Origin of the sequence: Niallia oryzisoli, from assembly GCF_043641075.1 — a bacterium.
In the GTDB taxonomy this organism is placed as follows: domain Bacteria; phylum Bacillota; class Bacilli; order Bacillales; family Cytobacillaceae; genus Bacillus_BD; species Bacillus_BD oryzisoli_A.
This window is the reverse complement of sequence record NZ_JBHZRC010000007.1, coordinates 197,872-220,571: the sequence shown is the minus strand read 5'-3', so window position 1 is coordinate 220,571 and position 22,700 is coordinate 197,872. Positions and strand designations below refer to the sequence as shown.

Genomic DNA, 22,700 nt, shown 5'->3' with positions numbered 1-22,700 from the left:
GTTCCCATCCCGAACACGGAAGTTAAGCTTCTCAGCGCCGATGGTAGTTGGGGTCTTACCCCTGTGAGAGTAGGACGTCGCCAAGCATTATATTGTTCCGCAGTAGCTCAGTGGTAGAGCTATCGGCTGTTAACCGATCGGTCGTAGGTTCGAGTCCTACCTGCGGAGCCATTTTATATTAAATGACTTTATGGCCTATGAGTATGTGCTTCCATAGCTCAGCAGGTAGAGCACTTCCATGGTAAGGAAGAGGTCATCGGTTCGAATCCGATTGGAAGCTTTTCAAAGAGTAAGAGTTCGGCCCCTTGGTCAAGCGGTTAAGACACCGCCCTTTCACGGCGGTAACACGGGTTCGAATCCCGTAGGGGTCACCATAATAATATTATGTGAACTTATTGGACATAATAGATTAAGAAGAAGCTGCGGAGGATTAGCTCAGCTGGGAGAGCATCTGCCTTACAAGCAGAGGGTCGGCGGTTCGAGCCCGTCATCCTCCACCATAATTTATTCACGTTGTGAATAAAATTTTCCATATTGCCGGCCTAGCTCAATTGGTAGAGCAACTGACTTGTAATCAGTAGGTTGGGGGTTCAAGTCCTCTGGCCGGCACTACGATTGTTTTATTTTTTTGTCTTAACTTTATTTGGAGGGGTAGCGAAGTGGCTAAACGCGGCGGACTGTAAATCCGCTCCCTTGGGTTCGGCGGTTCGAATCCGTCCCCCTCCACCATTTATTTTTGCATAAATAATAAAAAGTGGGACAGGATAATAAATGTCCTTTTTATTTTGTGTAAACCATTATATTGGGCTATAGCCAAGCGGTAAGGCAACGGACTTTGACTCCGTCATTCGTTGGTTCGAATCCAGCTAGCCCAGCCATTAGAGCCATTAGCTCAGTCGGTAGAGCATCTGACTTTTAATCAGAGGGTCGAAGGTTCGAGTCCTTCATGGCTCATCGGAAAAACCTTAGGATAATTACATCCTAAGGTTTTTTTGCATATAAAAATGTAGACTATAACGATCATTATAAAAAATGAATTCATCATATCTAGAAAGAAACATGTCGATAATACAAATGCGATTATTTATTAAATCCTATTTGGAGGGTACAACATGAAAAAGTTATCAATTATTGGCATGCCCATGGACCTTGGTCAAATGAGACGTGGTGTGGATATGGGCCCAAGTGCTATGCGCTATGCCGGGATCTATGAAAACTTAAGCAAGCTTTTTGACGAGATTGATGACAAGGGAGATATTGCGATTGGCCGGCCGGAGGTTGTCATTGATCCAAATTCAAATTTACGGAATTTACATTTAGTTGCTGAAAAGAATGAAGAATTGGCTAAGGCTGTTTCAAAAATAATAGAAGAAGGCTCTTTTCCATTAGTATTAGGAGGCGATCATAGTATTGCGATTGGGACATTATCGGGGGTTTCGAAGCATTATAAGAATTTAGGTGTGATTTGGTTTGATGCTCACGGTGATTTAAATACCGCTGAAACATCACCAACCGGAAATATACACGGGATGCCATTAGCGGTGAGTATTGGGTTGGGCCATGAGCTTTTAACGAATATGATGGGGTACAGTCCAAAGGTAAAGCCGGAGCATATTGTGATTATTGGAGCCCGCTCATTAGATGAAGGTGAAAGAGCATTGATTAAAGAAAAAGGCATAAAAGTATATACGATGCACGAACTTGATCGATTAGGGATGACAAAGGTAATGGAGGAAACCATTGATTATTTAAAAGAGAAGACGGATGGTGTCCATTTATCGCTTGACCTGGATGGATTAGACCCTGCTGATGCCCCTGGTGTAGGAACACCTGTAACAGGAGGGGTTAGTTATAGGGAGAGCCATCTGGCTATGGAAATGCTGGCTGAATCAGGAATCATTACATCAGCTGAGTTTGTCGAAGTGAATCCAATCCTGGATGAAAAAAATAAAACAGCAGCAGCAGCAGTGAAATTAATGGGTTCATTATTTGGTGAAAAACTATTATAATAGACAAAAAGCGGTAACTATTATCCGACAGTTACTGCTTATTTTTTTGTTTAACACTAATAAAACGATACATATTAGGATAATTCCCAAAATTAAGAATTAAATATACTTATGTAAAACCTAGCTAAAAACTGAATAGGAAAAAAAGAAAAAGTGAAACCTTTTCCGGTATCGATTCGTATTATCGAATAGCCGCATAGAGCGGAGGTTAAAGAATGGAAGCAATTGTAAAAACACGTGTTAAACAGGTTTTAAAGGGAGATCAAAACGCTTTTGGGGAAATAGTGGAAATCTATAAGGATAAAGTGTTCCAGCTGTCATTTCGGATGCTTGGTAATAGACATGAGGCTGAGGATATTGCTCAAGAAGCTTTTATACGTGCATACGTAAATATACAAAGCTACAATATTAACTTGAAATTTTCAACATGGCTATATCGGATTGCAACAAATCTATGTATTGACCGAATACGAAAAAAGAAACCAGATTATTATCTTGATGCAGAAGTTGCAGGAACTGAGGGGTTAACAATGTATTCCCAAATTCCCTCTCAGACTCGATTACCGGAGGATGATGTAGAGAGCCTGGAACTGCAGGATACCATACAAAGGGAAATCTCAAAGCTGCCTGAGAAATACCGTACCGTCATCGTACTAAAATATATAGATGAGCTATCGTTAAATGAAATAAGTGAAATCCTCGATATGCCACTAGGTACGGTTAAAACGAGAATTCATCGCGGGCGGGAAGCCTTAAGGAAGCAATTACGACATATGTGATAAGAGGGTGAGAACTTTGAAATGTCCAGAAAAATGGGTAGTTTATATGCATGAGTATTTAGATGAAGAGATCTCAGCCGAGCATGAAAAAGAATTAAGAGAGCATATTCACCACTGTACGGATTGTAAAATGCATTTCCATCAATTAAAAAAGACCATTGCCTTAGTGCAAAGTACATCACATATACAAGCACCTAACAACTTTACAGCTAATATTATGGCGAATTTGCCAAAGGAAAAGCGAAAAGTTGGGGTAAGACGTTGGTTTATGCAGCATCCATTATTGACTGCAGCTTCTCTATTCCTTGTGCTTATGGCAGGAAGCTTACTCTCGACCTGGAATCAGGATCAACAATTCTCGGTTTCAAAACAACCAAATTTAATCGTTCAAAATGACACGGTTATCGTTCCTGAGGGCGAGGTTGTAGAAGGGGATATATTCGTTCGAAATGGAAAGTTGAAAATTGAGGGCCAAGTAGAGGGAAACGTTACGATCATTAATGGTGAACAGTACATGGCATCTGCAGGAAAAGTAACAGGTGAAATAAAAGAAATTAATGAAGTGTTTGAGTGGTTATGGTACCACATACAAGAGACAGGAGAAGAAATCTTTCAAGTATTCGATGAACAAAAGGTTGTCGGAAAAGGTGAGGATAATGCCTAGCTTCTATATAATAGTATAAAAAGACTCTGCTGAGGCAGAGTTTTTTATATTGATGCATCCCGGCATTGATAAAGAATTCTGCATTAATAGATAGGCTTATTTCCCGGATTGGTATTCTAACCTATTATGGTATAATAGGTTAGATACATAATGAAGTGATATTTATTATTCAAGGTTAATTCTTATGTACCAAAGCTTATAATCGAAAAATGGAGGAAGAACAATGTTGTTTGAAGACCTTCAACTAATGAAATATTTAGCTAATATTGTTGACGTTCTCCTCGTTTGGTACGTCATATATAAAATAATTATGATTGTCAGAGGGACGAAAGCAGTTCAGTTTTTAAAGGGGATTTTCGTCATTCTCATAGTCCAGCTGATAAGTGAAATATTTCATCTCCAAACTCTTTTTTGGATTACAGATCAAATTATTGATTGGGGATTTTTGGCCATCATTATTATTTTCCAACCGGAATTAAGAAGGGCTCTAGAACAATTGGGTCGGGGAAAGTTCTTTTCGAGAACCGGTACGAGGGAAGAGGATGATCAGGAAAAAACGGTTGAATCCATTATAAAAGCAGTTGACTATATGGCGAAAAGAAGAATTGGAGCCCTGATTTCCTTAGAGATGGAAACGGGGATGAGTGATTATATTGAAACGGGGATTGAAGTAGATTCGAAAATCTCGTCTGAGCTGTTAATCAATATCTTTATTCCTAATACGCCGCTTCATGACGGTGCGGTTATTCTGCAAAAAAATAGAGTCGCAGCCGCCGCCTGCTATTTACCGTTATCAGAAAGTCCATTTATTTCGAAGGAGCTGGGAACAAGGCATCGAGCTGCAATTGGTATTAGCGAAGTGACAGATAGTCTAACTGTCGTTGTATCAGAGGAAACGGGTGCTGTTTCATTGACGAAAAATGGTAAGCTTCACAGAGAGTTAAGCAAGGATGCCTTTCGCGAGATGCTTACAAATGAATTGCTAGCACTAAGTCCAGAAAAACAAGCTTCTTCGGCTCGTTGGAACTGGAGGGGAAAAAAACATGGATAAATGGCTTGATCAAATCACCGATAGTAAGCTATTTATGAAATTGGTCGCTCTGCTGCTGGCTTTATTATTATTTGGTACTGTCTATGACAGCAGTAATGATACAAATGAAATAAATGTTCCAGGCAGTGAGCAGGCGGAGGTTATTTCTGACATCCCAGTAAAGAGTTACTATGACACAGACAATCTTGTCATCACAGGTGTACCGGAAACGGTTGAAGTAACGATAAAAGGCCCTACTCCTAATTTGCAGGTTGCCAAGACGCAAAGGGACTTTGAGGTGTATGCTGATTTATCAAAGGTTGAGGTGGGTAAACAGCGGGTAAAGCTGCAAATCAGGAACCTTTCTGATAAATTATCAGCTAAAATTAATCCTGAATATATAGAAGTAAACGTACAGGAAAAGGTCACAAAGGAATATACGATAGATGCTGAATTTAATCAAAAAATGGTTGCAGATGGCTATGAAGCTGGTACTCCTGTTGTGAAACCGAATAAAGTAAAAATTACCGGTGGAAAAGATGTAATGGATAAAATTAGTTATGTAAAGGCTATTCTTGAAATCAATAACACGGTAAGCGAAACAATCAATCAGTCGGCTAAGGTCACTGTCCTTGATAAAAATTTAAATAAGTTAAATGTGATTGTGGATAAAGAAGTTGTAAATGTAACCATTCCAATTAACAAGCTAAGTAAAACGGTGAAAATTGACGTTGTTGAGAAAGGTACACCTGCTGCTGGCGTTTCAATTGATTCAATCACGTTAGATACTAATGAAGCTTCAATATCTGCCACTCAGGCTGTTTTGGACAAGACAGAATCTGTTAGGGTGGAAGTCGATGTCAGTACAGTGACGGAAAATACAGAATTAACACTTCCGGTTATCATTTCTGATGAGATAAAAGAAGTGAATCCCAAAACCGTAAAAGCAACGGTAAAGGTCAGCGCGACAAGTGAAGAAACGGCTGCGACTGAAGTGGAAACTACGAAGACACTTTCGAAAATACCGATTCGGTTAAATGGGCTATCAGAAAACTATAGTGCTGTTTTCCGTGATCCATCAAGTGGCAGCCTTGATTTAACAGTTTCCGGAACAGAGGACAAACTAGCGGATATCAATGAATCTGATTTTCAGTTATCTGTTAATGTAGCCGAACTGACTGAAGGGGAGCACAAGGTTCAACTCGATGTGAAGGGCCCGGAAAATATAACCTGGACGGCGGCAACGAATACAATTACTGTTGACATTACAGAGAAGCGAGCATAGATCTTTATCATTTAAATAATGAACGAAACACAACACAAAAAATTATCTGATAGAGAGGGAGAAGGAACTAATTTTCCCTCTATGTCATTGAGGAATAATCCTAGAAGGAGCGATTCAAATAATGGGTAAATATTTCGGTACTGATGGAGTTAGGGGAGTGGCAAACAGTGAGTTGACGCCAGAACTAGCTTTTAAATTAGGACGCTTTGGAGGTTTTGTATTAACGAAAAACCATGATAGACCAAAGGTATTAATTGGGCGTGACACACGTATCTCTGGGCATATGCTGGAAGGGGCTTTTGTTGCCGGTCTACTCTCCATTGGCGCAGAAGTAATGCGATTAGGAGTTATTTCAACACCAGGGGTTTCCTATTTAACAAAGGCACTGGGAGCACAAGCAGGGGTTATGATTTCAGCTTCCCACAATCCGGTAGCTGATAATGGGATAAAATTCTTTGGTCCTGACGGGTTTAAATTATCTGATGACCAGGAAAATGAAATTGAGCAGCTGATGGATATGGAACAGGATGAATTACCAAGACCGGTTGGAGCTGATTTAGGCTTGGTAAATGATTATTTTGAAGGTGTCCAGAAGTATCTGCAGTATCTAAAACAAACGGTTGATGAAGATTTTTCTGATATACATATTGCATTAGATTGTGCACATGGAGCAACATCTAACCTTGCAACGTATTTATTTGCCGACCTTGATGCAGATCTATCCACAATGGGAGCTTCGCCTAATGGGTTAAATATTAACGATGGCGTCGGCTCTACTCATCCTGAAGCCCTTGCAGCCTTTCTAAAGGAAAAAGGTGCAGATGTGGGTCTGGCATTCGACGGTGACGGTGACCGCTTAATTGCAATTGACGAAAACGGTGAAATCGTGGACGGCGATCAGATTATGTATATTTGTGCAAAGTATATGAAAGAGCATGGAATGCTGAAGCACAGTACAGTTGTATCCACGGTGATGAGCAACTTAGGCTTTTATAAGGCGTTGGAAGCTCAAGACATTCAAAGTATTCCAACTGCAGTAGGTGACCGCTATGTGGTTGAGGAAATGAAGAAGAGCGGCTTTAACCTAGGCGGAGAACAATCAGGTCACATTATTTTCCTTGATTACAATACAACTGGTGATGGACTGTTAACAGGTGTTCAGCTGGTTAATATTATGAAAATGACAAATAAACCTTTATCAGAGCTTGCTGCTGAGATGAAGAAATACCCGCAAAAGCTTGTTAATATTCGTGTAAAAGACAAGCACCATGTAATGGACAATGAAAAAGTAAGTAAGGTCATCCAAGAAGTTGAAGAGGAAATGAATGGGAATGGCCGTATACTGGTTCGCCCTTCAGGAACAGAGCCTCTTGTTAGAGTAATGGCCGAAGCATCAACAGAGGAGCTTTGCGAGTCATACGTTAGCCGCATTGCACAAGTCGTTGAAGCAGAAATGGGATTAAAGGAATAAAAAGTAGGAAGAAGGTGTCAGGCACCGCAAAAAGACAGATTGAGTAAAACTGTCCATCTGCGGTGCCTGACACCTTTATTTACTTTGTGCATATTTTATTATATAACCCCTCAGTAATGGTGTTATATATGACTAAGATTGACGTGGATGCTAATCATAGTGTATGATGTTCTTGTTTCTGAACACTTTTGGAAATGGCACATATGATGATGAAGGAGGCGGGGCTGTTATCATAATGACAATTTTTCTAAAGCGCCTGAACTACACCAGGAGAGATAGGTGATAGTTGACGAGGAGGAGGTTTATCGAAATTTCGGCGGATGCCTCCCGGTTGATTTGCACAACCGAAAAGCACTTCCTTAAATCATTAAGGCAACTTAATGGACAAAGGGAAGGGCATGCTAATAAATGATGGGATCTATAAAGATCTGTCATGATCATAAATATTAATAATACAGAGATAAGGGGACAAGAATGTCCCAAATATTGTTCAAGATACGCCTTGCAAATGTATATGCGACCGATCGCACCCAATATTTGTGAGCCATTGATCATTTTGAACTATAACAGAGGCTTCTTGTCTCCTTATAGGGAGGAAGAAGAAGTATGTGTGGAATAGTAGGATATATTGGAAACCAGGATTCAAAAGAGATTTTATTAAAGGGCTTAGAGAAGCTTGAGTACAGAGGCTATGATTCTGCCGGGATTGCATTAATAAGCGATAACGGAGTACAGGTGTTTAAAGAGAAGGGCCGCATTGCTGATTTGCGTAATATCGTTGATTATGATCTGTTAGCAAATACAGGTATTGGCCATACTCGTTGGGCAACACATGGTGTACCAAGCCAAACAAATGCACATCCACATAAAAGTAATGCTGGTCGTTTTACACTCGTCCATAACGGTGTAATTGAGAACTATGAGTTAATCAAGAATGAGTATTTAATGGATGTACCATTAGTGAGTGATACAGATACAGAAATCATTGTTCAGCTTATTGAGCTATTCGTAAACCAAGGAACAGAGGTAGAAAAAGCATTCTGCCAAACACTTGAACTGCTAAAAGGCTCTTATGCTATTGCGTTAATGGATGAGCAAAATCCAGATATTATTTACGTAGCAAAAAATAAAAGTCCTCTTTTAATCGGTATTGGTGAAGATTTCAACGTGGTTGCAAGTGATGCATTGGCTATGCTGCAGGTCACAGACCGCTTTGTAGAAATCATGGATAAAGAGATTGTTATCGTAACAAAGGACGAAGTAACGATCAAAACCCTTGCAGGTGAAGTCGTGCAGCGTGACCCATACAGAGCTGAACTTGATGCAAGTGATATTGAAAAAGGAACCTATCCGCATTTTATGTTGAAGGAAATTGATGAACAGCCATTAGTTCTTCGCAAAATTATTCAGAAATACCGCAGTGAAAATGGTGAATTAGAAATTGATCAGGAGATTGTGCAGGCAGTCAATGAAGCAGATCGAATTTATATCATTGCAGCAGGTACTTCCTATCATGCAGGCTTAGTTGGTAAACAGTTTATTGAAAAGCTTGCGGCTGTTCCTGTAGAAGTTCATATTGCCAGTGAATTTGGATATAACATTCCATTATTGTCTGCAAAACCGTTGTTTATTTTTATCTCACAAAGCGGTGAAACAGCTGACAGTCGTGCGGTGTTAGTTCAAATCAAAGAACTTGGCCATAAGGCTTTAACTATCACAAATGTTCCTGGTTCAACGTTATCCAGAGAGGCTGACTTTACCTTATTGCTTCATGCCGGTCCAGAAATTGCCGTTGCTTCAACAAAGGCATATACTGCCCAATTAGCTGTATTAGCTATTCTTGCTGAAGTGGTTGCAAAAAGCAAGGATAAAGAAATTGGCTTTGATCTTTCAAGAGAGCTTGGCATTGCAGCAAATGCGATGGAAATCCTTTGTGATTCAAAAGAAGAAATTGAAAAGATGGCTCGTGAATATCTAGCAACGACTCGAAATGCATTCTTTATCGGCCGTGGAGTAGACTACTATGTATGTCTCGAAGGCTCATTGAAATTAAAGGAAATTTCCTATATTCAAGCTGAAGGCTTTGCAGGCGGAGAATTAAAGCACGGTACAATTGCTTTAATTGAGGACGGTACTCCGATTATTGCTTTAGCTACGCAAGAAAGTGTCAACTTAAGTATCCGCGGAAACGTCAAAGAGGTCGTAGCCCGCGGCGCAAATCCATGTATTATCTCCATGAAAGGACTCGAAATGGCCGATGACCGCTTCGTAATCCCGGAAGTACATGCATTGTTAACACCTCTTATCTCTGTTATCCCAATGCAGCTTTTCGCGTACTACGCAGCACTGCACCGCAACTGCGACGTCGACAAGCCGCGTAACCTAGCAAAATCTGTTACGGTTGAATAAAAATAAAGAATACTGTTTTACCCCTTTAGATATCTAGTCTAAAGGGGTTTTTTATACCGTAAAGAATCAGAACGTCTACTTTCAAAGCAGAAATCGGTTAATGTTATAGCAAAAAGAAGTTTTACCCAAGGCAAATAAACTGTTCCCTTGGTTAAATAAGTTGTTCCCTAAAACGAGTGAAAATTGGAGGATAGCCTCCAGTTTTCCTCGTTTTTTTGTGTCCAGAAGCGGAGAAAAAGCCAGTAAAAAGCATGAGAAAGGCATGAATAAAGGCAGGAGGAAACGTCTGATAAAGCCCGATAAATCAACGATTTCAAGATAAAAACCAGAGGAAAAGAGAGAAAAAGGGCAGGAGAAAAAGCAGGAAAAACCCTTAGCCCTGACCCATTTTTATCCCTGTTCCTACGGAACAACTTATTTTCCTAAAAAATCAGGATTCTGACAAAAAATAGGAGAAAAAAGGAGCGAACGGGGGAACAACTCATTTGCCTACAGAAAATGGGAAAATCGGAGAAAGGCAGGAATGACAAGGGTTTGAGAGAAGGGGGGAGAATACACTTTAATTTTGCGACTACATAGAAGGGCAGGGTTTTTTGAAATAAGAATCTAAGGTGATTTGGAACTTTGTAGGGGAAAGGGTTAAGGGATAGTGGAAAATCTAAATGGAAAATTGATACAATGTAAAAAGGTGGGTGAGGAAATGAAAGCCGATGAAAAATTGATTAGGGAAATTGAAGAGTTCGATGATGCATTTCCTGATGGAGTATTTGCAATCCCAAGAAATCATAATGACCCAAGAGTAAAAGTTAGAGCGTTATGGGATTACTGTAAAGAAAATAGTGTTGACCCAGAGGATTTAAATGAAGAAGAAATGAAACAATTCCTTCAATACTAAACAGAGAGTTTGATAAGTCTTTTATCGGATTTTCTTTTGAAGAGGGGGAATGTGGGATGAATCAAGTAATTGAGGCATTGCATCGCAATTTAGATTCCATTCGAGACTATAACGTTCAAAAGTTAGCAATTTTCGGCTCATACGCTCGTAATGAAGAAAGTGAAGATAGTGATATTGACATTTTAGTAGCCTTTAAAGAAGGACATACAACATTCCGCAACTTCATGGGATTAAAACTGTACCTTGAAAGTTTACTTGAAAAAGAAGTGGATTTAGTCTCTGAAAAAGCGGTCAAAAATGAACGACTCCTTTACATTATGTAGGATGCGATTTATCTTGAAGGACTATAATATTTTTTTGAAAGATATTTTAAAAGAAAATTTGAACTAAAATTCAATCTGAACAAAGTTGTGTCTAATAAGCATCAGTGTAGAAAAAGTGAAACGATTTCTTGCTTACTAAGTTAAATGCCTATAATATACTTAAAGAAACAGGGGGATAACATTCCTCCCTGTTGTAGTAGTAAGTCAGTTAATGAATATCCTTATGGATTCATTCAATTAACCTCTTGGTGGGTAAGGGTCATTTCCGTAGCTGTTTTTTTCTCGGATTCTTCCTTTTAGATTATGAATAACAAGTTCTGATTGCTGATTTTTTGCAATACCCCTACCATATGCGATAGCTTCACGCTGGGTATCGAAAATTTTTGTAGCTCTTGAATTTCCTGCACCCTTTACTTGAAATCCACCACCAGAATGCGGTGTAACATGCTGATTCTTCCTCATTTTTACATCACCTCATAAGTTGATATGGTGTGGGAGGCGAACGTAAGGTCCTCTTTTATGAAAATAAAATTTGTTGTAATATAAACTTGGATATATAACACTATGGCTCTTATTTGTTCTGCAAAACAAATAAGGGCTTTTCTATTTTAGCTTTCTCTTTAACTCTCGTTCGAGCTTCTGCATTTCTCTTTTTACTTGTTTATCTACTTCTCTATTTAGCTCTCTAATTGTTCTATTAACTTGTGAAGTATTGATTTTCACCCTTACCATATGGTTCACCTCCTCTTATGTAATCCTTTTTCGTTTGTTCCCCCACAATATAGAATTATAGCACCTTATCCCTTTGTTAACAATATATAGTTATTTGTAGGTTTAGTTAATACTATATGTTGTGTTTTGTTGGGTATTATTATAATTTATTAAACATGAAAATATTAGAATATTTAAGAATGCTCAAGAATAAGGAAGGAGATGATAGAGTTTCAATAATTTCTACTCAATTTCCTCATTTGCCATAGATGTTCCAATCATTTCAGCATAGCTCTATATTTTTGAACATCTCCTTAATCATTCATTTTTTGTATTTGTCATCTTTACTTACTTGTTTAACCCTGTTCTATCATCGAATATTCTTTCAAGAGAAATCTATAATATATCATTCTTAATAAAAACAAGGAATTCTATTAAGAAGAGTTAAAACAGGATGTTCTAATCTATTAAACGGATTAGGCAGATTAAACAGGAGGCACATATCATATGAGTAAAAATGGAGATGACCGTACAGTAAGTAATAATTTTGGGGCTACCCTTAAGTTCTGGAGAGAAAAAAAAGGATTAAGTCTCCAAGAACTATTTGAAAGAACAGGTGTATCAAATGGCTACATTTCTCGTTTGGAAAGAGGAGAACGTAAAGCTCCAAGTGTTCCTATTTCTGCTAAACTCGCAGATGCTCTTGGAATTCCACTTTCGTTGTTATTAGACATTTCAACGTCTGACACTCCGATTGATGAAGCTCCCTTAGTAGCGGAGTTGATTTTGTATAATGATTGTAAACGGGATGCTGATAATCTTTTTAGTAAAGACGAGAAGGAATCTTTTATTCAAATCATTGAATTTATTCTCGAAATGAGCTGGGATGAAGATAACCGAATTAAACAGTTATTCGACCTCTCAGAACTGATTGATGATTTTAAAGAGGTAAGTAAATAAATTTGGAAATTAGGGGACTCTTTTAGGGTCTCCTATTTTTAACAGGAGGAAGAAAAATATGAGTTTTAATGGGTCAGAGAAAGAGTTCTTAATGACGTTGTTTTTAGGTCGGAAGAGAATAATCGAAAAGGAACTTGGTTTGGAATTAGAAAGTGTCCAGTTTGAAAAACATTATGAAGGTCTTAAAATTGATATGTATGCTATAAGCAGTTTAGGGGTAGAAGTATTTGTGGAAAACCTATTGCTTAAGAGTAATAAGACACATCAAAACAAGATATTAAAAATTATTGAGATGATTGAAAGTGGCATTATCGTTTACATTGCTTCAGCATTTCATAGTAAACACCTAAAAGAATTACAAGATGTAGTCAAGAAGTCTGGTAAACCGATTACTCTATACTTTGCAGAACTAAATCCCGATATATTTGCACCCCTACAAAGATTGAACCATATGCACAAGCTAAAAGTTTACGAAAATCTAAACTTGTTAAATATAGAGAATCCTATTCGGCTTTTAAGAAAGGAAAGTATTGTACAACCGTTTGTTGCTAAAAGATTGGAACAACAGCAACAGGAAACCCTTAGTGACCTTGAAGCAATGAGAAAAAAGGAAAATGAATTTCTGTTAAATTCACTGAGAAGTCGTATCAAATACTTCTTGCCTTTTCATCGAGAGAAGGCACACTTACAAAAATTACGTATTATCAGTTTTGGAGCTGGTCGTAGTGATTGTAATTATTATGTATCGTTGAGTGATAGAAGAAATATCGCTTTTGTAGAGTTAAGATTTAGTGATAACAATAGAAAAATATACGATTCTATCAAGGAAAAAGAAAATGTTATTCAAGAGAGATTTGATGGAGCAGTTCGATTTAAGGATAACTGTATATCAGTGACGATTAAGCCTTCAGAAAGTATTGAGAAGACAGTTGAAAAATTGGTGGATATTTTTGAGAAAATGATTATCGCTTTCTCGAACTATACTTATTATTTCTATCAGGACAAAAAGGAGATGTGGCAATATCACGAGCAAGGGATATAAAAAATTGTTAAGGCATTGGGTAATCCAGTGCTTTTTTATATACCCTTAAATCTTTTGATAAATTCCCTACCAAATTCTCTCGTATTTAACTTAATGCGGTCATTGGGTTCATATTCAACCCCAAAAGAAAACTCTTCATTTAATCTTTTAAGCTCCCTGTACATGTTTTTCACAAGTATTTCATTTCCATCGGCTACCTGATAAATGACAAGTTTAGGTAGGGCGTTGCCATCATCATATTGAAAAATCTGATAAATTCCATTAATAGATTTTACCTCAATTACTTCCAGCAATTTATTCATGCAATAGCCTCCGAACGAATTCCATTTGTATCCATATTATATCATGTATTTTCTAAACTTTTCTTTAATTATGTAGGTTCAAATAGCGTTTGTTACATAAATATATCTGAAGATTTGCCAAAGAAGTACCTACCAATTTCATAATAGTGCTTAAATTCATCATACCTTTTCGGCAACAGTTCCGAATAATTTGCACAATAGTTATGAAAATGTTCATACCTTCCTTTATAGGGAGGGGGCTTTTATTTTCCTGAAATTATCTTTTTAGTAATTTGAGGTGTTATCCGTTCCACAATACAGGGATACAACAATGTCGGGTGTTATTAAACCAAGGATTTAGAATTAATTACGTTACATCCATCTATAATATAAGACTAATAATTGAAAGAGAGGGAATCGTAGCATGGACTTAAAATTAAAAGACAAAGACACTCTAATTGAAAGTGTTGGTCTTCCAATTCCTTTGCAAATTAGCTTGGAGAAAAGGGGAAAGACGGTTGTAAATCATAGATATGTAGAGGATACCAAGGAGCTTCAGATATACTGTTCTTCCTGTAATCGTTGGCATCCTGTTTACAGATTAGTGGATGGGTCATGGATTGATATAAACCTAACGTACAAGTTGTGCAACGCAGGGAAAGAACGAGCTTACTTTGATACCTACTGTAGCCATTGCTATTCTAATCGTCATATTAAAGGTGATACAAGTACAGTAGTGAAAGATGCAGGGGCGAAAGCAGTTGAAGTAAGTAAAGAAAAGGTTACTAAGTCAGTGGAAGAAGAACAGTATCTTCCCTGGAGCGAGAAGGCAGGAGGGATTCAGCAAACTATTTTTCTCGAACCTGGTCTGGATATGTACTTGAAGCTATACGGTGTTTATCACAACAAAAAGAAAAACCAACTACTCAATGAAATCATTGCTGAATTCAAAGCCAAGAACCCAATCAATCTATAAAACTGCACTGCAATCACCTTTCCTAAATTTGTCCGATTAAGGAAAACCTAATAGTTTCTATATCAAATTTTATATCAAAACCCTATCATATCTAAAAACAGGAAGGAGGAGAGAACTTTGAAACGTAAAGATGGGGGGCTTTACTACAAGGTTCAAGAAGTTGCTTATCTATTAAACCTTTCCCCTGCCACCTTGTTCAACCTTATCAGGAATGACCGCCAAATGAAGCAGGAAGGGAAGGAAGGCTTCTTACCAAATGTAACAAAGATAAACAATATCCAGCATTTTAAGAAATCGCAAGTAAAAGAGATTCGAGATGGTATTGCTAATCTAAAAAAGGGAGACTTGAAGCAATATCGAAAAGAAACCACTTATCAAAAGTTAAAGCAGGAAAACGAGAGCCTAAAGAAAAAACTGGCTCAATTAGAAGGGAGAGAGAAAAGGTGAGAATCATTGAAGGGCAAAAATACCTTACCACAGGTGATTTAGGGGCATATGTAAACCGTAGTCCAGCTACAATCGTAAAATGGTGTAAGTACAGCGATAGACTGTCTGACAGTGGAAATGAACGATTGATTCCGAAGCCCCTTGTGGTTAATGGTCAACGATTGTTTACAACAGAACAGGCATTAGCGGTTAAGGAGTTTTCTGAGTCAAAGAAATATGGAAAGATGGCTGAATTTAATCGAAAAAGTCTTGGTAAACGGGGTGCAGATATTGAGAAAAGGATGAAAGCAAGGGAAAAAGAGCAGGAGAAAATGCAGGAAGAAAAGAAAGAAAAGGAACTGGAAGTGACTCTGTCTAAGGTTAATCGAAGAGCGGTTGATTATACAAAACGATTTCAGCATATTAAAAAGAACTTGTAGCAATGATACAGGTTCTTTTGTGTTTTTTGGTTGAATATTAGATGAATTGAGATGAAAATAGAAAGTGGATTTTTAAGGCGAAAAGGGTAGTTAAACTTTGATACATAAGGCTTCACAGCATCTTACAACTTTCGGAAAACATAAACCTATATATAGCAAAGAAAAAAATGAAAAAACTGATTTGAAATGTCGCATACCTTTATCTAAAGTAGGAATAAAGTTTTTTAGGGCTTTACTGTTTTATTCATTTTTTCGGCTTTACAGCCTTCTATTGGAATTCAACAGTTTTTATTTGAAAGGTCGATGGTATTTTAAAAAAATCAAGAGTAACTTTTAACTAAAATCTGTTAGAGGGCAAAACACATACATGAAAATTGTCGTAGTTCCCTTTCCATGAATTGATTATATCTCTTGGGGTTGCTTCTATTGTAAATAATCTAAGTTATTTCAACACAATAATAAATAGGAGCCTCTACAGGCGGTATAATGGATATTTTTCGGTGACTCCCTTTAAAAAAGCAGTTTTTAAAGGTAATACATACGTTTAAAAAGCAAATATCATCCTTTACCTATAAGTCCCCTGATTACCTATAGAACCATTCTAAGACGTTGTAGAACCACTCTAAGCTATTTCTTGATTAAAGCAAAAGATATAATCAAATAGAATTTATTTGCGATAAACAAGCAACATGACATTGCTATATTAGAAATTTTAAGGAAGGAGTAGAGCGAAGTTGTACACAGTAGAAACTATTTTAAATAGAATTAACGATACAGGCTATAGAATCAATCCATTCTATGTCCAGGAAATGTTAAAGCATTCGGTAACGGAAAAGGAAAATATAAGGGTGGACCTTTTAAAATATGCGGAAATTGATTTTACAAGCAATCGTGATGTTATAGGATTTATTAATAACAAGTTATTGAGAAGAGAAGGTATTCAGGGAAAAACGATATCCAATAAAATCTTGGAGGAGTTATTTGAAGAAACAAATAATCTCTTTTTTCAAAAGCTAATTGCTTTCAGAAAATGTCATGATAGATATAAGAAGGGGGTTTCTTTTATCAAAGCTGTCATTGATTCGGAATTTAACAAAGATAATGATGACAGTGTTACTGCGTTTTTAAATAAAGATAAATTTGAAGTAATCTGGATTAGTCCAGAAGCCAAGCTAAATTCGGTTGGCGGAATTAGCCTATCAAATCCTCCTTTACCGTTTTCCACTGAGGATATTAAAAATATATTTGTTAGTGAATACATTGCTATTCCCTGTAATGAAATGGATGGAGTTCTATATATTCTAAATAAATACGGAAACCTTCTGAATGCGGATAATTATATTGTAATTGGAACTACCCTTTATGCTGATTTAAGGTATAGTAAATGGAACGACATTCCTTTTCCACCTTCAGACGAGGAAGAAACAAAGCATATGGAAGATTTCCGTAGGGAAATTGGCATAGATTATCACGGAGATAAAATAAAAGGGGAAACGGAACAGTAGGAATATTCATTCTTCCCAATCCGTCACTTATTGAAATAGGTTTTGAAAACAATCACTATTTATACAAGAATCTGATACGTTTTGCAAAAACATGACCGATAGAATATTCTATCGGTTTTTCCATGCAATCGTTCAATACGAATGATTGCTTATTCCAAAAAGTAAGAATAAAATAATGGTATGGTAAAAATAAAGTATTAGTTTGAGGTGGCACAATTGGAGCTTAAACTTTTTTATAAAACACAGAGGGAACTGGCTTCGGCATTGAACTCCATAATAGATGCATATTGGGAAAATTAAATAGATGAAAAGATTCTTATAAAAGAAGTAGAGGATATTTACAAAAATAATCCGAACAAGGTACTAAAGAACGGTGACTTTACAACTATTCTTAAGCAACAATGCGGAAAAAGGCGACTTGAGATTGTAGATAGAATTTTGGATATGAAAGGCTTTGATAGCAAGTAAGTTCGGTATTTAAAGCATTAGGAGTAAGTTAATATTGAATTATATGAACTGCTGGGGATTAACTTCTCCAGCATATTTTTTAAGGAAACGATGGGAAGTTGGGAGAGGGAACATGAATATCTTTTTAGATACGAATGCCATATATTATGACCCCTTCTTTAAAAAGGGGAAAAATAGAATTCTATTAAACTTTGCAAAACATGAAGACGTAAAAATCAACATATGTAAAACTGTATATATCGAACTTTTTAGAGCACATAAGGTTTTTATTGAGCAACAACTGAAAGCGGCCAATGAATCAATGGTTAAATTAAGCCCTTTTTTAGATAAGACAGCCCAAAATTTTATTATTGATATAAAACTTGATGACATTTTGGATGATTTCCATAAGCAGTTTAATTATTTCCAAGACGAAAGCCAAATCGAAATTATTGAGTACGATGGGGATGTATTAGAAGATATTATTGAAGCTGACATGTATGAGAAAAGTCCATTTATAAAGCAAGGGAACATTACTAATAATAAAGGTCAAAACGTAAAAACCGTAAATAAGGCGATAAGGGATGCGATTATTTGGTATTCGTATCAACGATTTGCAGAGAAAAATAAGTTAGAAGACTGCTATTTTATTTCTAATAATACAAAAGAATTTGGCGATATTGGCTCTAAAAGCAGTCCAAAGGAAATGCCATATCCCCTCCATCCTGAAATTAGTAAGAATAGCAAGATAACTGCATATAAAAATATACATGATTTTCTCGCCCATAATGACGAACAGATAAAGAGATTGTTTAAAGATTTACATACAAAAGTTTTATCGAGTGAGTTATTTGATAAGTTGGTAGAAGAATTAGAAGATGGCATCGGAGAAGAGTTGATTAATCAATATTTTGCAGAAGAAATTTCATCCGAAACTTATAGTTTTCTTTCCAATATGCAACCGAATGGGATACATGAGGATTATTTTATGCCAGGTTACGTTGACCCCTTATTATACGGAAATATTAGTGATATTCGCTTAAGTGAAGTAGATGTATTTGGTGACTCCATTTCCGTTTCAGTAGATGTTGACGTGGAAATGGAAGTAGATATCTATATATATAACCCTGTTCATGATGATTTAGATGAAAAATTTGAAAGTTATGCTACTGATATGGTAAAGGTTACGGAAAATATAGTCTTTTTGCTTCCAGTAGATATAGAAAAGGAATTGGATGTCGATAACTTCTCTTTAAGAAAGTATATTGAAGGGAATGAACCAGACTATCTTAGTATTGAAATAATCGAATGTGAAAATATAGACCATACGGATATGTTTCGTGAGGAAGAATATGAGGAATAAGGTGAGGGAAAAATGATTTTTAAATCGAATCCAGATATCTATAAGAATGCTTATCCAAATTGGCAAAAATCAATGAGAAAGTTTGATGAACAATTTGCTTTGTACTCCGTTCAATTTAAAGATTCTGCGGATAAGTTAATAAATGATGTTGGTGAGAACCGAGGGCATATTGCTGATAGTATTATCAATCCAGCTTTATTTCTTTACCGACATTCAATTGAGTTATGTTTAAAAGCAATTCTCTATAAAGTTTATCTTGATAATGGTGTCGATTACGAAAAACTCAAGGAAAAACTTGAAGGACATAGCTTAGATAGCTTATGGTCGAAGGTAAATAATGAGGTAAGGAATAAATATGGCTTTTTAGATAATCAACAAGCTAAGAACGAACTTAAGAAAATTGGTAAGTTAATAATGGAACTACATAATACTGATGACAGCTCCATGACTTTCAGATATCCCTTTGATAAAAATTTAGAAGAGTATCAGCAGGGGGATGGGAAAGAAAGTTTTGGGATTGACTTCAATCATATGCAGAAGGAAATAGATTACATTCATTCAAGATTGTATTATTGGATTTATGAAAGGATTGCAAATCGGGAGGAGTGGTAAATATGGAGGATACACAACTCTACTTTTGGAAGCCATTAATGGAGAGGTATAAAAAAGAGTTATCTATGGTTGCGGAATATTACAATCGAACGATACCATCATTTGGAGACATTGAGAAAGAGGCTACTGATTACGCTGATTCTATCTATAATAACTTTCCAGCAGACGAAAATAATGACCCCGCCACAGTTGCAGATTTTGCTAATGATGAAGGGATACAACTTTACGAACTTTTGAACACAATGAAAAAGAATCATCTGTTGATGACAATTTCAATGATGTGTCAGATTTGGGAACAGCAATTAATCAAGTTTACTGTAACAGAGATGCGTCACTTTTTATCATTTGATAATAATGCTTTATCTTTCGGTGATGCCAAAAAGATTTTTGAATTACATGGGGTTATATTTAAAGAGTTATTATCCTGGAATAAAATAAGGGAAATGAGGTTACTGGTCAATACAACCAAACATGGTGATGGGGAATCAGCCAGAAAACTTAGGAAGATTAGACCAGATTATTTTGAACTCGATATTATAAAAGGAACAGATACATTGGAACTTGCAGGAGCAGTATTGTTAGATTCATATTCCCTTATGGTGGCGGAACAAGATTTTAGAAGCTACGTAGAAGCAACAGAAACATTTTGGGATGAAATGCCTGAACGTGCTTATTCAAATGTAGATTCTATCATATCAGCATTCAACAAAAAGAGATGAACTAATTTGAGATTTTTGGTAAAGCTGAAATTTATAAAGTTGTATGCAATAAACGAGCCTTTAAGGCTCTTTTTATTTTGGCAAAAATTTAGGTGGATACATGGAAATAATCTATTTCATATCGTTTGGGTGACAAAATAGTCAACCGCCATAGAACAGTTCTACTATAGGCAATGATGAACCACAGAGGTAAAATTATATTATAAAAATAATAACATCTAAGAAGGAGGGTTTTTGATATGAAACCATTTACTGAAACTGAAAAGAATATGAGCAATATGGAGAGCAATAAAAACGATAAGATAAATCGAGAGAGAATAGAGCAAATGGCTTTTGACTACAATCATCAGGAAAGAGTTGAACATGTTAATAAAACGGTTGCACAGTTTGATGCTATGTTTGCAAGATTGAAAGCCTCTAAAAATGGTGAAGACAAGTAATGAACCAAGGGAATTCAAGAAATATAAAAGAAAGGCAGTACCGTAAACAACTTAGAATCGATAGGCTAAAAAACGGAATGAAGGCCAAGGGTGCAACTGGGAAGGAAATTAGAAATGCTGTTTTCAAGTTAAAACAAAACGAAGATAAAAAGATAGAAAATGGAGCACAAACGAAATACGTAAAGTCATCATCAAAAAAGGTAAAAGTCCTTTTGCGACAAGAACTTTTACAAAATAGAAATATTGAAATATTAACCACTACAAACAGTATAGCAGAGCACAAGATAACAATTCCAGAGAAGATTACCAAGCATAAAGAATTTATGGAGTACATGCAGACTTTGGATTTCCGATTTTACTTTGGCGGTTTTCAGAATTGGAATACAAATGAAACAAGAGCATGTATATTTTTTGAAGGAAATAAGGCATGGATAAAGCAAGATGATAAAGGTGTATATAGATACTATTCTAAAGATGCAGAAAAGCATACGGTTCATGGCTTGAATATTTTTGACTTGATTGAAATACGTGAAGGTGTTGAAATCGGCTCTGTATATAGTATGAATAATGCCAGAAGAAGATTGGCTTCCAATTTAGGTATCGTTTATTCAGAGAGACAGTGGGAAATCTTGCAAGAGAAAAAGTATGAAAAAAATATGGATATCATTCAACGAGCAGATATTGAAATACAAAGATATTTTCCAAATTTGTTTAACTTTATTCAAAGTTATTTGCCCTTACTGAAACATTTAAACGAATGGGGATTCAAGCATATCTTGGAAAAGGAACAAAGTTTTCAGGAAGAAAGTGTCTTCTTCCAATCTACTACGCATATGGAAAAGATTGTGGGCAGAGACCAAACAATATGTAGCCGAGCTGTTAATATGTTTGCAGTATTAGGATTAATTAAGAAGATTCGGGAAGAAGATACACCAGGTATCCTTATGAGTGTAGCCCAAGCTATTAAAGGAAGGCGAAATGAGTTTAAATTAGTTAATTTCTATACTGTTCCTGCCCTTAATCATCAAGTTCTTTTGAAAGCAGAAAAACGTGTAGAGCGATTAAATGAACATGGTATTACAAGCACGTGGCTTATTTCAAAAAAGAAAATAGAACAGTGCTTTAGTGAAGGATTTGCGGAGAAAGTATATGTAAAACCCATGTCTATTCGGGAACAATTATTGGAGGAATCCTTAAAAGAACATTTGTATTATGATATTGAACCTGCTGATTGATTGGCAGGTTTTTTGTGTTGGAGAATAGGGGATTCATTAAACACTATGTATATATCGCTGACTGCATAAATAAAACTACTATATTATGTTTTAAACTAAATCTCGGAATCTCTAAACGAACATCATATTTTATTATAGAAAAATTCCAAAAAAACATTCAAGATTTTATATTTATGTCATTCGGCTTCTTTTCGCCTTTAAAGGCTACTATTCGTCTTATTCAACTAAATCTAAGATAACTTAGAAAAGTCAAAAGACAAAAGAAGACTTTTATTCAAAACAGTTTTGGAAGGACAAACCAACAAACAAACTGCTCTATGTCATTAAATTGAAATCGGTTTGCCTCAAATCATATTTTGACAACAAGATTATTCTTATTAAATATTTTGAAGGAATCCCTTAAATCTCGTTAATAATAATTTGCAGTGTTTTGATGAATAACACCAAGTTACTGCTTATGTAACAGACTTTAGTTAATATCCCTTGATTCATTTGGAATTTGACAACTGCATTAAATGGTTTTTGTTGGAAGGTTCTTTTGGTAACAAAAGAACAGTATGTAGCATAAACGGATTATCGAATAGCGGAATTAATTCCATCCAAATAGTATTTAAAACATATTTATATGGAAGCTCAGACTATATAGAACAGCTATGCTATCGTTTTTCCCTTGTATAT

Annotated in this window: 24 protein-coding genes, 8 tRNA genes and 1 rRNA gene; 30 read left to right on the top strand and 3 right to left on the bottom strand. The window is 36.2% G+C overall.

All coding sequences use genetic code 11. The features are described from left to right. The 18 genes from rrf to ACHUFV_RS19135 form a co-directional block, all read left to right on the top strand. Window positions 1-86 (top strand): 5S ribosomal RNA (rrf, locus tag ACHUFV_RS19220); the annotation flags it as partial. Window positions 87-96: 10 nt separating this feature from the next. Further along, a tRNA-Asn gene (locus ACHUFV_RS19215) sits at window positions 97-171 on the top strand. Window positions 172-207: 36 nt separating this feature from the next. After that, window positions 208-280: transfer RNA gene (locus ACHUFV_RS19210), tRNA-Thr, on the top strand. A 19-nt stretch (window positions 281-299) separates the two neighbouring features. Next, window positions 300-374: transfer RNA gene (locus ACHUFV_RS19205), tRNA-Glu, on the top strand. Between the two features lie 50 nt (window positions 375-424). Next, window positions 425-500 (top strand) — tRNA-Val (locus ACHUFV_RS19200). A 36-nt stretch (window positions 501-536) separates the two neighbouring features. Next, window positions 537-609, top strand: a tRNA-Thr gene (locus tag ACHUFV_RS19195). A 36-nt stretch (window positions 610-645) separates the two neighbouring features. Then, window positions 646-729 (top strand) — tRNA-Tyr (locus ACHUFV_RS19190). Window positions 730-803: 74 nt separating this feature from the next. Then, window positions 804-878: transfer RNA gene (locus tag ACHUFV_RS19185), tRNA-Gln, on the top strand. A gap of 3 nt (window positions 879-881) precedes the next feature. Next, a tRNA-Lys gene (locus ACHUFV_RS19180) sits at window positions 882-954 on the top strand. Between the two features lie 158 nt (window positions 955-1,112). Further along, the gene (rocF, locus tag ACHUFV_RS19175; protein WP_394236902.1) at window positions 1,113-2,009 is read left to right on the top strand and encodes an arginase; all 897 of its coding nucleotides are present in this window, start codon (window positions 1,113-1,115) and stop codon (window positions 2,007-2,009) included. Between the two features lie 215 nt (window positions 2,010-2,224). Continuing rightward, entirely contained in the window at window positions 2,225-2,788 is a 564-nt protein-coding gene (sigW, locus tag ACHUFV_RS19170) for an RNA polymerase sigma factor SigW (protein ID WP_394236901.1), read from the top strand. Between the two features lie 16 nt (window positions 2,789-2,804). Further along, complete coding sequence (locus ACHUFV_RS19165; RefSeq protein WP_394236900.1) at window positions 2,805-3,452, top strand: zf-HC2 domain-containing protein; 648 nt, start codon at window positions 2,805-2,807, stop codon at window positions 3,450-3,452. A gap of 223 nt (window positions 3,453-3,675) precedes the next feature. Beyond that, a complete protein-coding gene (gene cdaA / locus ACHUFV_RS19160; protein WP_394236898.1) occupies window positions 3,676-4,503 on the top strand; it encodes a diadenylate cyclase CdaA in 828 nt (275 codons plus the stop codon). Further along, the gene (locus tag ACHUFV_RS19155) at window positions 4,496-5,767 is read left to right on the top strand and encodes a CdaR family protein (RefSeq protein WP_394236896.1); all 1,272 of its coding nucleotides are present in this window, start codon (window positions 4,496-4,498) and stop codon (window positions 5,765-5,767) included. Before cdaA ends, ACHUFV_RS19155 begins: the two co-directional genes overlap by 8 nt. Window positions 5,768-5,888: 121 nt before the next feature. Beyond that, window positions 5,889-7,238, top strand: coding sequence for a phosphoglucosamine mutase (gene glmM, locus ACHUFV_RS19150; protein WP_394236894.1), 1,350 nt, complete (start codon window positions 5,889-5,891; stop codon window positions 7,236-7,238). Window positions 7,239-7,844: 606 nt separating this feature from the next. Next, entirely contained in the window at window positions 7,845-9,647 is a 1,803-nt protein-coding gene (glmS, locus tag ACHUFV_RS19145; RefSeq protein WP_394236892.1) for a glutamine--fructose-6-phosphate transaminase (isomerizing), read from the top strand. 700 nt (window positions 9,648-10,347) lie between these two features. Further along, window positions 10,348-10,542 (top strand): hypothetical protein, encoded by a 195-nt coding sequence (locus ACHUFV_RS19140; protein ID WP_101552463.1) that lies wholly within the window; start codon window positions 10,348-10,350, stop codon window positions 10,540-10,542. A 56-nt stretch (window positions 10,543-10,598) separates the two neighbouring features. Further along, window positions 10,599-10,865, top strand: a complete 267-nt coding sequence (locus tag ACHUFV_RS19135) for a nucleotidyltransferase family protein (protein ID WP_101552464.1) — start codon at window positions 10,599-10,601, stop codon at window positions 10,863-10,865. Window positions 10,866-11,102: 237 nt separating this feature from the next. Here the strand turns inward: ACHUFV_RS19135 and ACHUFV_RS19130 are convergent, their stop codons facing one another. Together ACHUFV_RS19130 and ACHUFV_RS19125 are read right to left on the bottom strand one after the other, a co-directional pair. After that, on the bottom strand, window positions 11,103-11,327 hold the full coding sequence (locus tag ACHUFV_RS19130) for a DUF2188 domain-containing protein (protein ID WP_101552466.1): 225 nt from the start codon (window positions 11,325-11,327) through the stop codon (window positions 11,103-11,105). Between the two features lie 141 nt (window positions 11,328-11,468). After that, window positions 11,469-11,597, bottom strand: a complete 129-nt coding sequence (locus tag ACHUFV_RS19125) for a hypothetical protein (protein WP_257964302.1) — start codon at window positions 11,595-11,597, stop codon at window positions 11,469-11,471. A 486-nt stretch (window positions 11,598-12,083) separates the two neighbouring features. Here ACHUFV_RS19125 and ACHUFV_RS19120 point away from each other — a divergent pair, with 486 nt between their 5' ends. Then, window positions 12,084-12,536, top strand: a complete 453-nt coding sequence (locus ACHUFV_RS19120; protein ID WP_101552468.1) for a helix-turn-helix domain-containing protein — start codon at window positions 12,084-12,086, stop codon at window positions 12,534-12,536. A 58-nt stretch (window positions 12,537-12,594) separates the two neighbouring features. Continuing rightward, window positions 12,595-13,578: a hypothetical protein gene (locus tag ACHUFV_RS19115; protein ID WP_101552470.1), complete on the top strand. Its 984-nt coding sequence runs from the start codon at window positions 12,595-12,597 to the stop codon at window positions 13,576-13,578. Window positions 13,579-13,613: 35 nt separating this feature from the next. Here the strand turns inward: ACHUFV_RS19115 and ACHUFV_RS19110 are convergent, their stop codons facing one another. Next, complete coding sequence (locus ACHUFV_RS19110) at window positions 13,614-13,880, bottom strand: hypothetical protein (protein WP_101552471.1); 267 nt, start codon at window positions 13,878-13,880, stop codon at window positions 13,614-13,616. A gap of 403 nt (window positions 13,881-14,283) precedes the next feature. Here ACHUFV_RS19110 and ACHUFV_RS19105 point away from each other — a divergent pair, with 403 nt between their 5' ends. From ACHUFV_RS19105 to ACHUFV_RS19060, 10 genes are all read left to right on the top strand, one after another. Beyond that, window positions 14,284-14,835 (top strand): hypothetical protein, encoded by a 552-nt coding sequence (locus ACHUFV_RS19105; protein WP_101552473.1) that lies wholly within the window; start codon window positions 14,284-14,286, stop codon window positions 14,833-14,835. A gap of 117 nt (window positions 14,836-14,952) precedes the next feature. After that, window positions 14,953-15,282 (top strand): hypothetical protein, encoded by a 330-nt coding sequence (locus tag ACHUFV_RS19100; RefSeq protein ID WP_101552475.1) that lies wholly within the window; start codon window positions 14,953-14,955, stop codon window positions 15,280-15,282. Beyond that, complete coding sequence (locus tag ACHUFV_RS19095; RefSeq protein ID WP_101552477.1) at window positions 15,279-15,701, top strand: hypothetical protein; 423 nt, start codon at window positions 15,279-15,281, stop codon at window positions 15,699-15,701. The genes ACHUFV_RS19100 and ACHUFV_RS19095 overlap by 4 nt, the downstream gene beginning before the upstream one ends. A gap of 734 nt (window positions 15,702-16,435) precedes the next feature. Then, window positions 16,436-17,206, top strand: coding sequence for a hypothetical protein (locus ACHUFV_RS19090; protein WP_101552479.1), 771 nt, complete (start codon window positions 16,436-16,438; stop codon window positions 17,204-17,206). 300 nt (window positions 17,207-17,506) lie between these two features. Beyond that, the gene (locus ACHUFV_RS19085) at window positions 17,507-17,674 is read left to right on the top strand and encodes a TIGR04540 family protein (protein ID WP_394236919.1); all 168 of its coding nucleotides are present in this window, start codon (window positions 17,507-17,509) and stop codon (window positions 17,672-17,674) included. Window positions 17,675-17,786: 112 nt separating this feature from the next. Next, a complete protein-coding gene (locus ACHUFV_RS19080; protein WP_101552481.1) occupies window positions 17,787-19,016 on the top strand; it encodes a PIN domain-containing protein in 1,230 nt (409 codons plus the stop codon). A 12-nt stretch (window positions 19,017-19,028) separates the two neighbouring features. Next, on the top strand, window positions 19,029-19,628 hold the full coding sequence (locus tag ACHUFV_RS19075; RefSeq protein ID WP_101552483.1) for a hypothetical protein: 600 nt from the start codon (window positions 19,029-19,031) through the stop codon (window positions 19,626-19,628). A gap of 2 nt (window positions 19,629-19,630) precedes the next feature. Further along, window positions 19,631-20,347 carry a hypothetical protein gene (locus ACHUFV_RS19070; protein ID WP_101552485.1) on the top strand — a complete coding sequence of 239 codons (717 nt, stop codon included), beginning with the start codon at window positions 19,631-19,633 and terminating at the stop codon, window positions 20,345-20,347. A gap of 239 nt (window positions 20,348-20,586) precedes the next feature. After that, the gene (locus tag ACHUFV_RS19065; protein ID WP_101552487.1) at window positions 20,587-20,787 is read left to right on the top strand and encodes a hypothetical protein; all 201 of its coding nucleotides are present in this window, start codon (window positions 20,587-20,589) and stop codon (window positions 20,785-20,787) included. Next, window positions 20,787-22,022 carry a hypothetical protein gene (locus ACHUFV_RS19060; RefSeq protein ID WP_101552489.1) on the top strand — a complete coding sequence of 412 codons (1,236 nt, stop codon included), beginning with the start codon at window positions 20,787-20,789 and terminating at the stop codon, window positions 22,020-22,022. Before ACHUFV_RS19065 ends, ACHUFV_RS19060 begins: the two co-directional genes overlap by 1 nt. The last annotated feature ends 678 nt before the right edge of the window (window positions 22,023-22,700 follow it).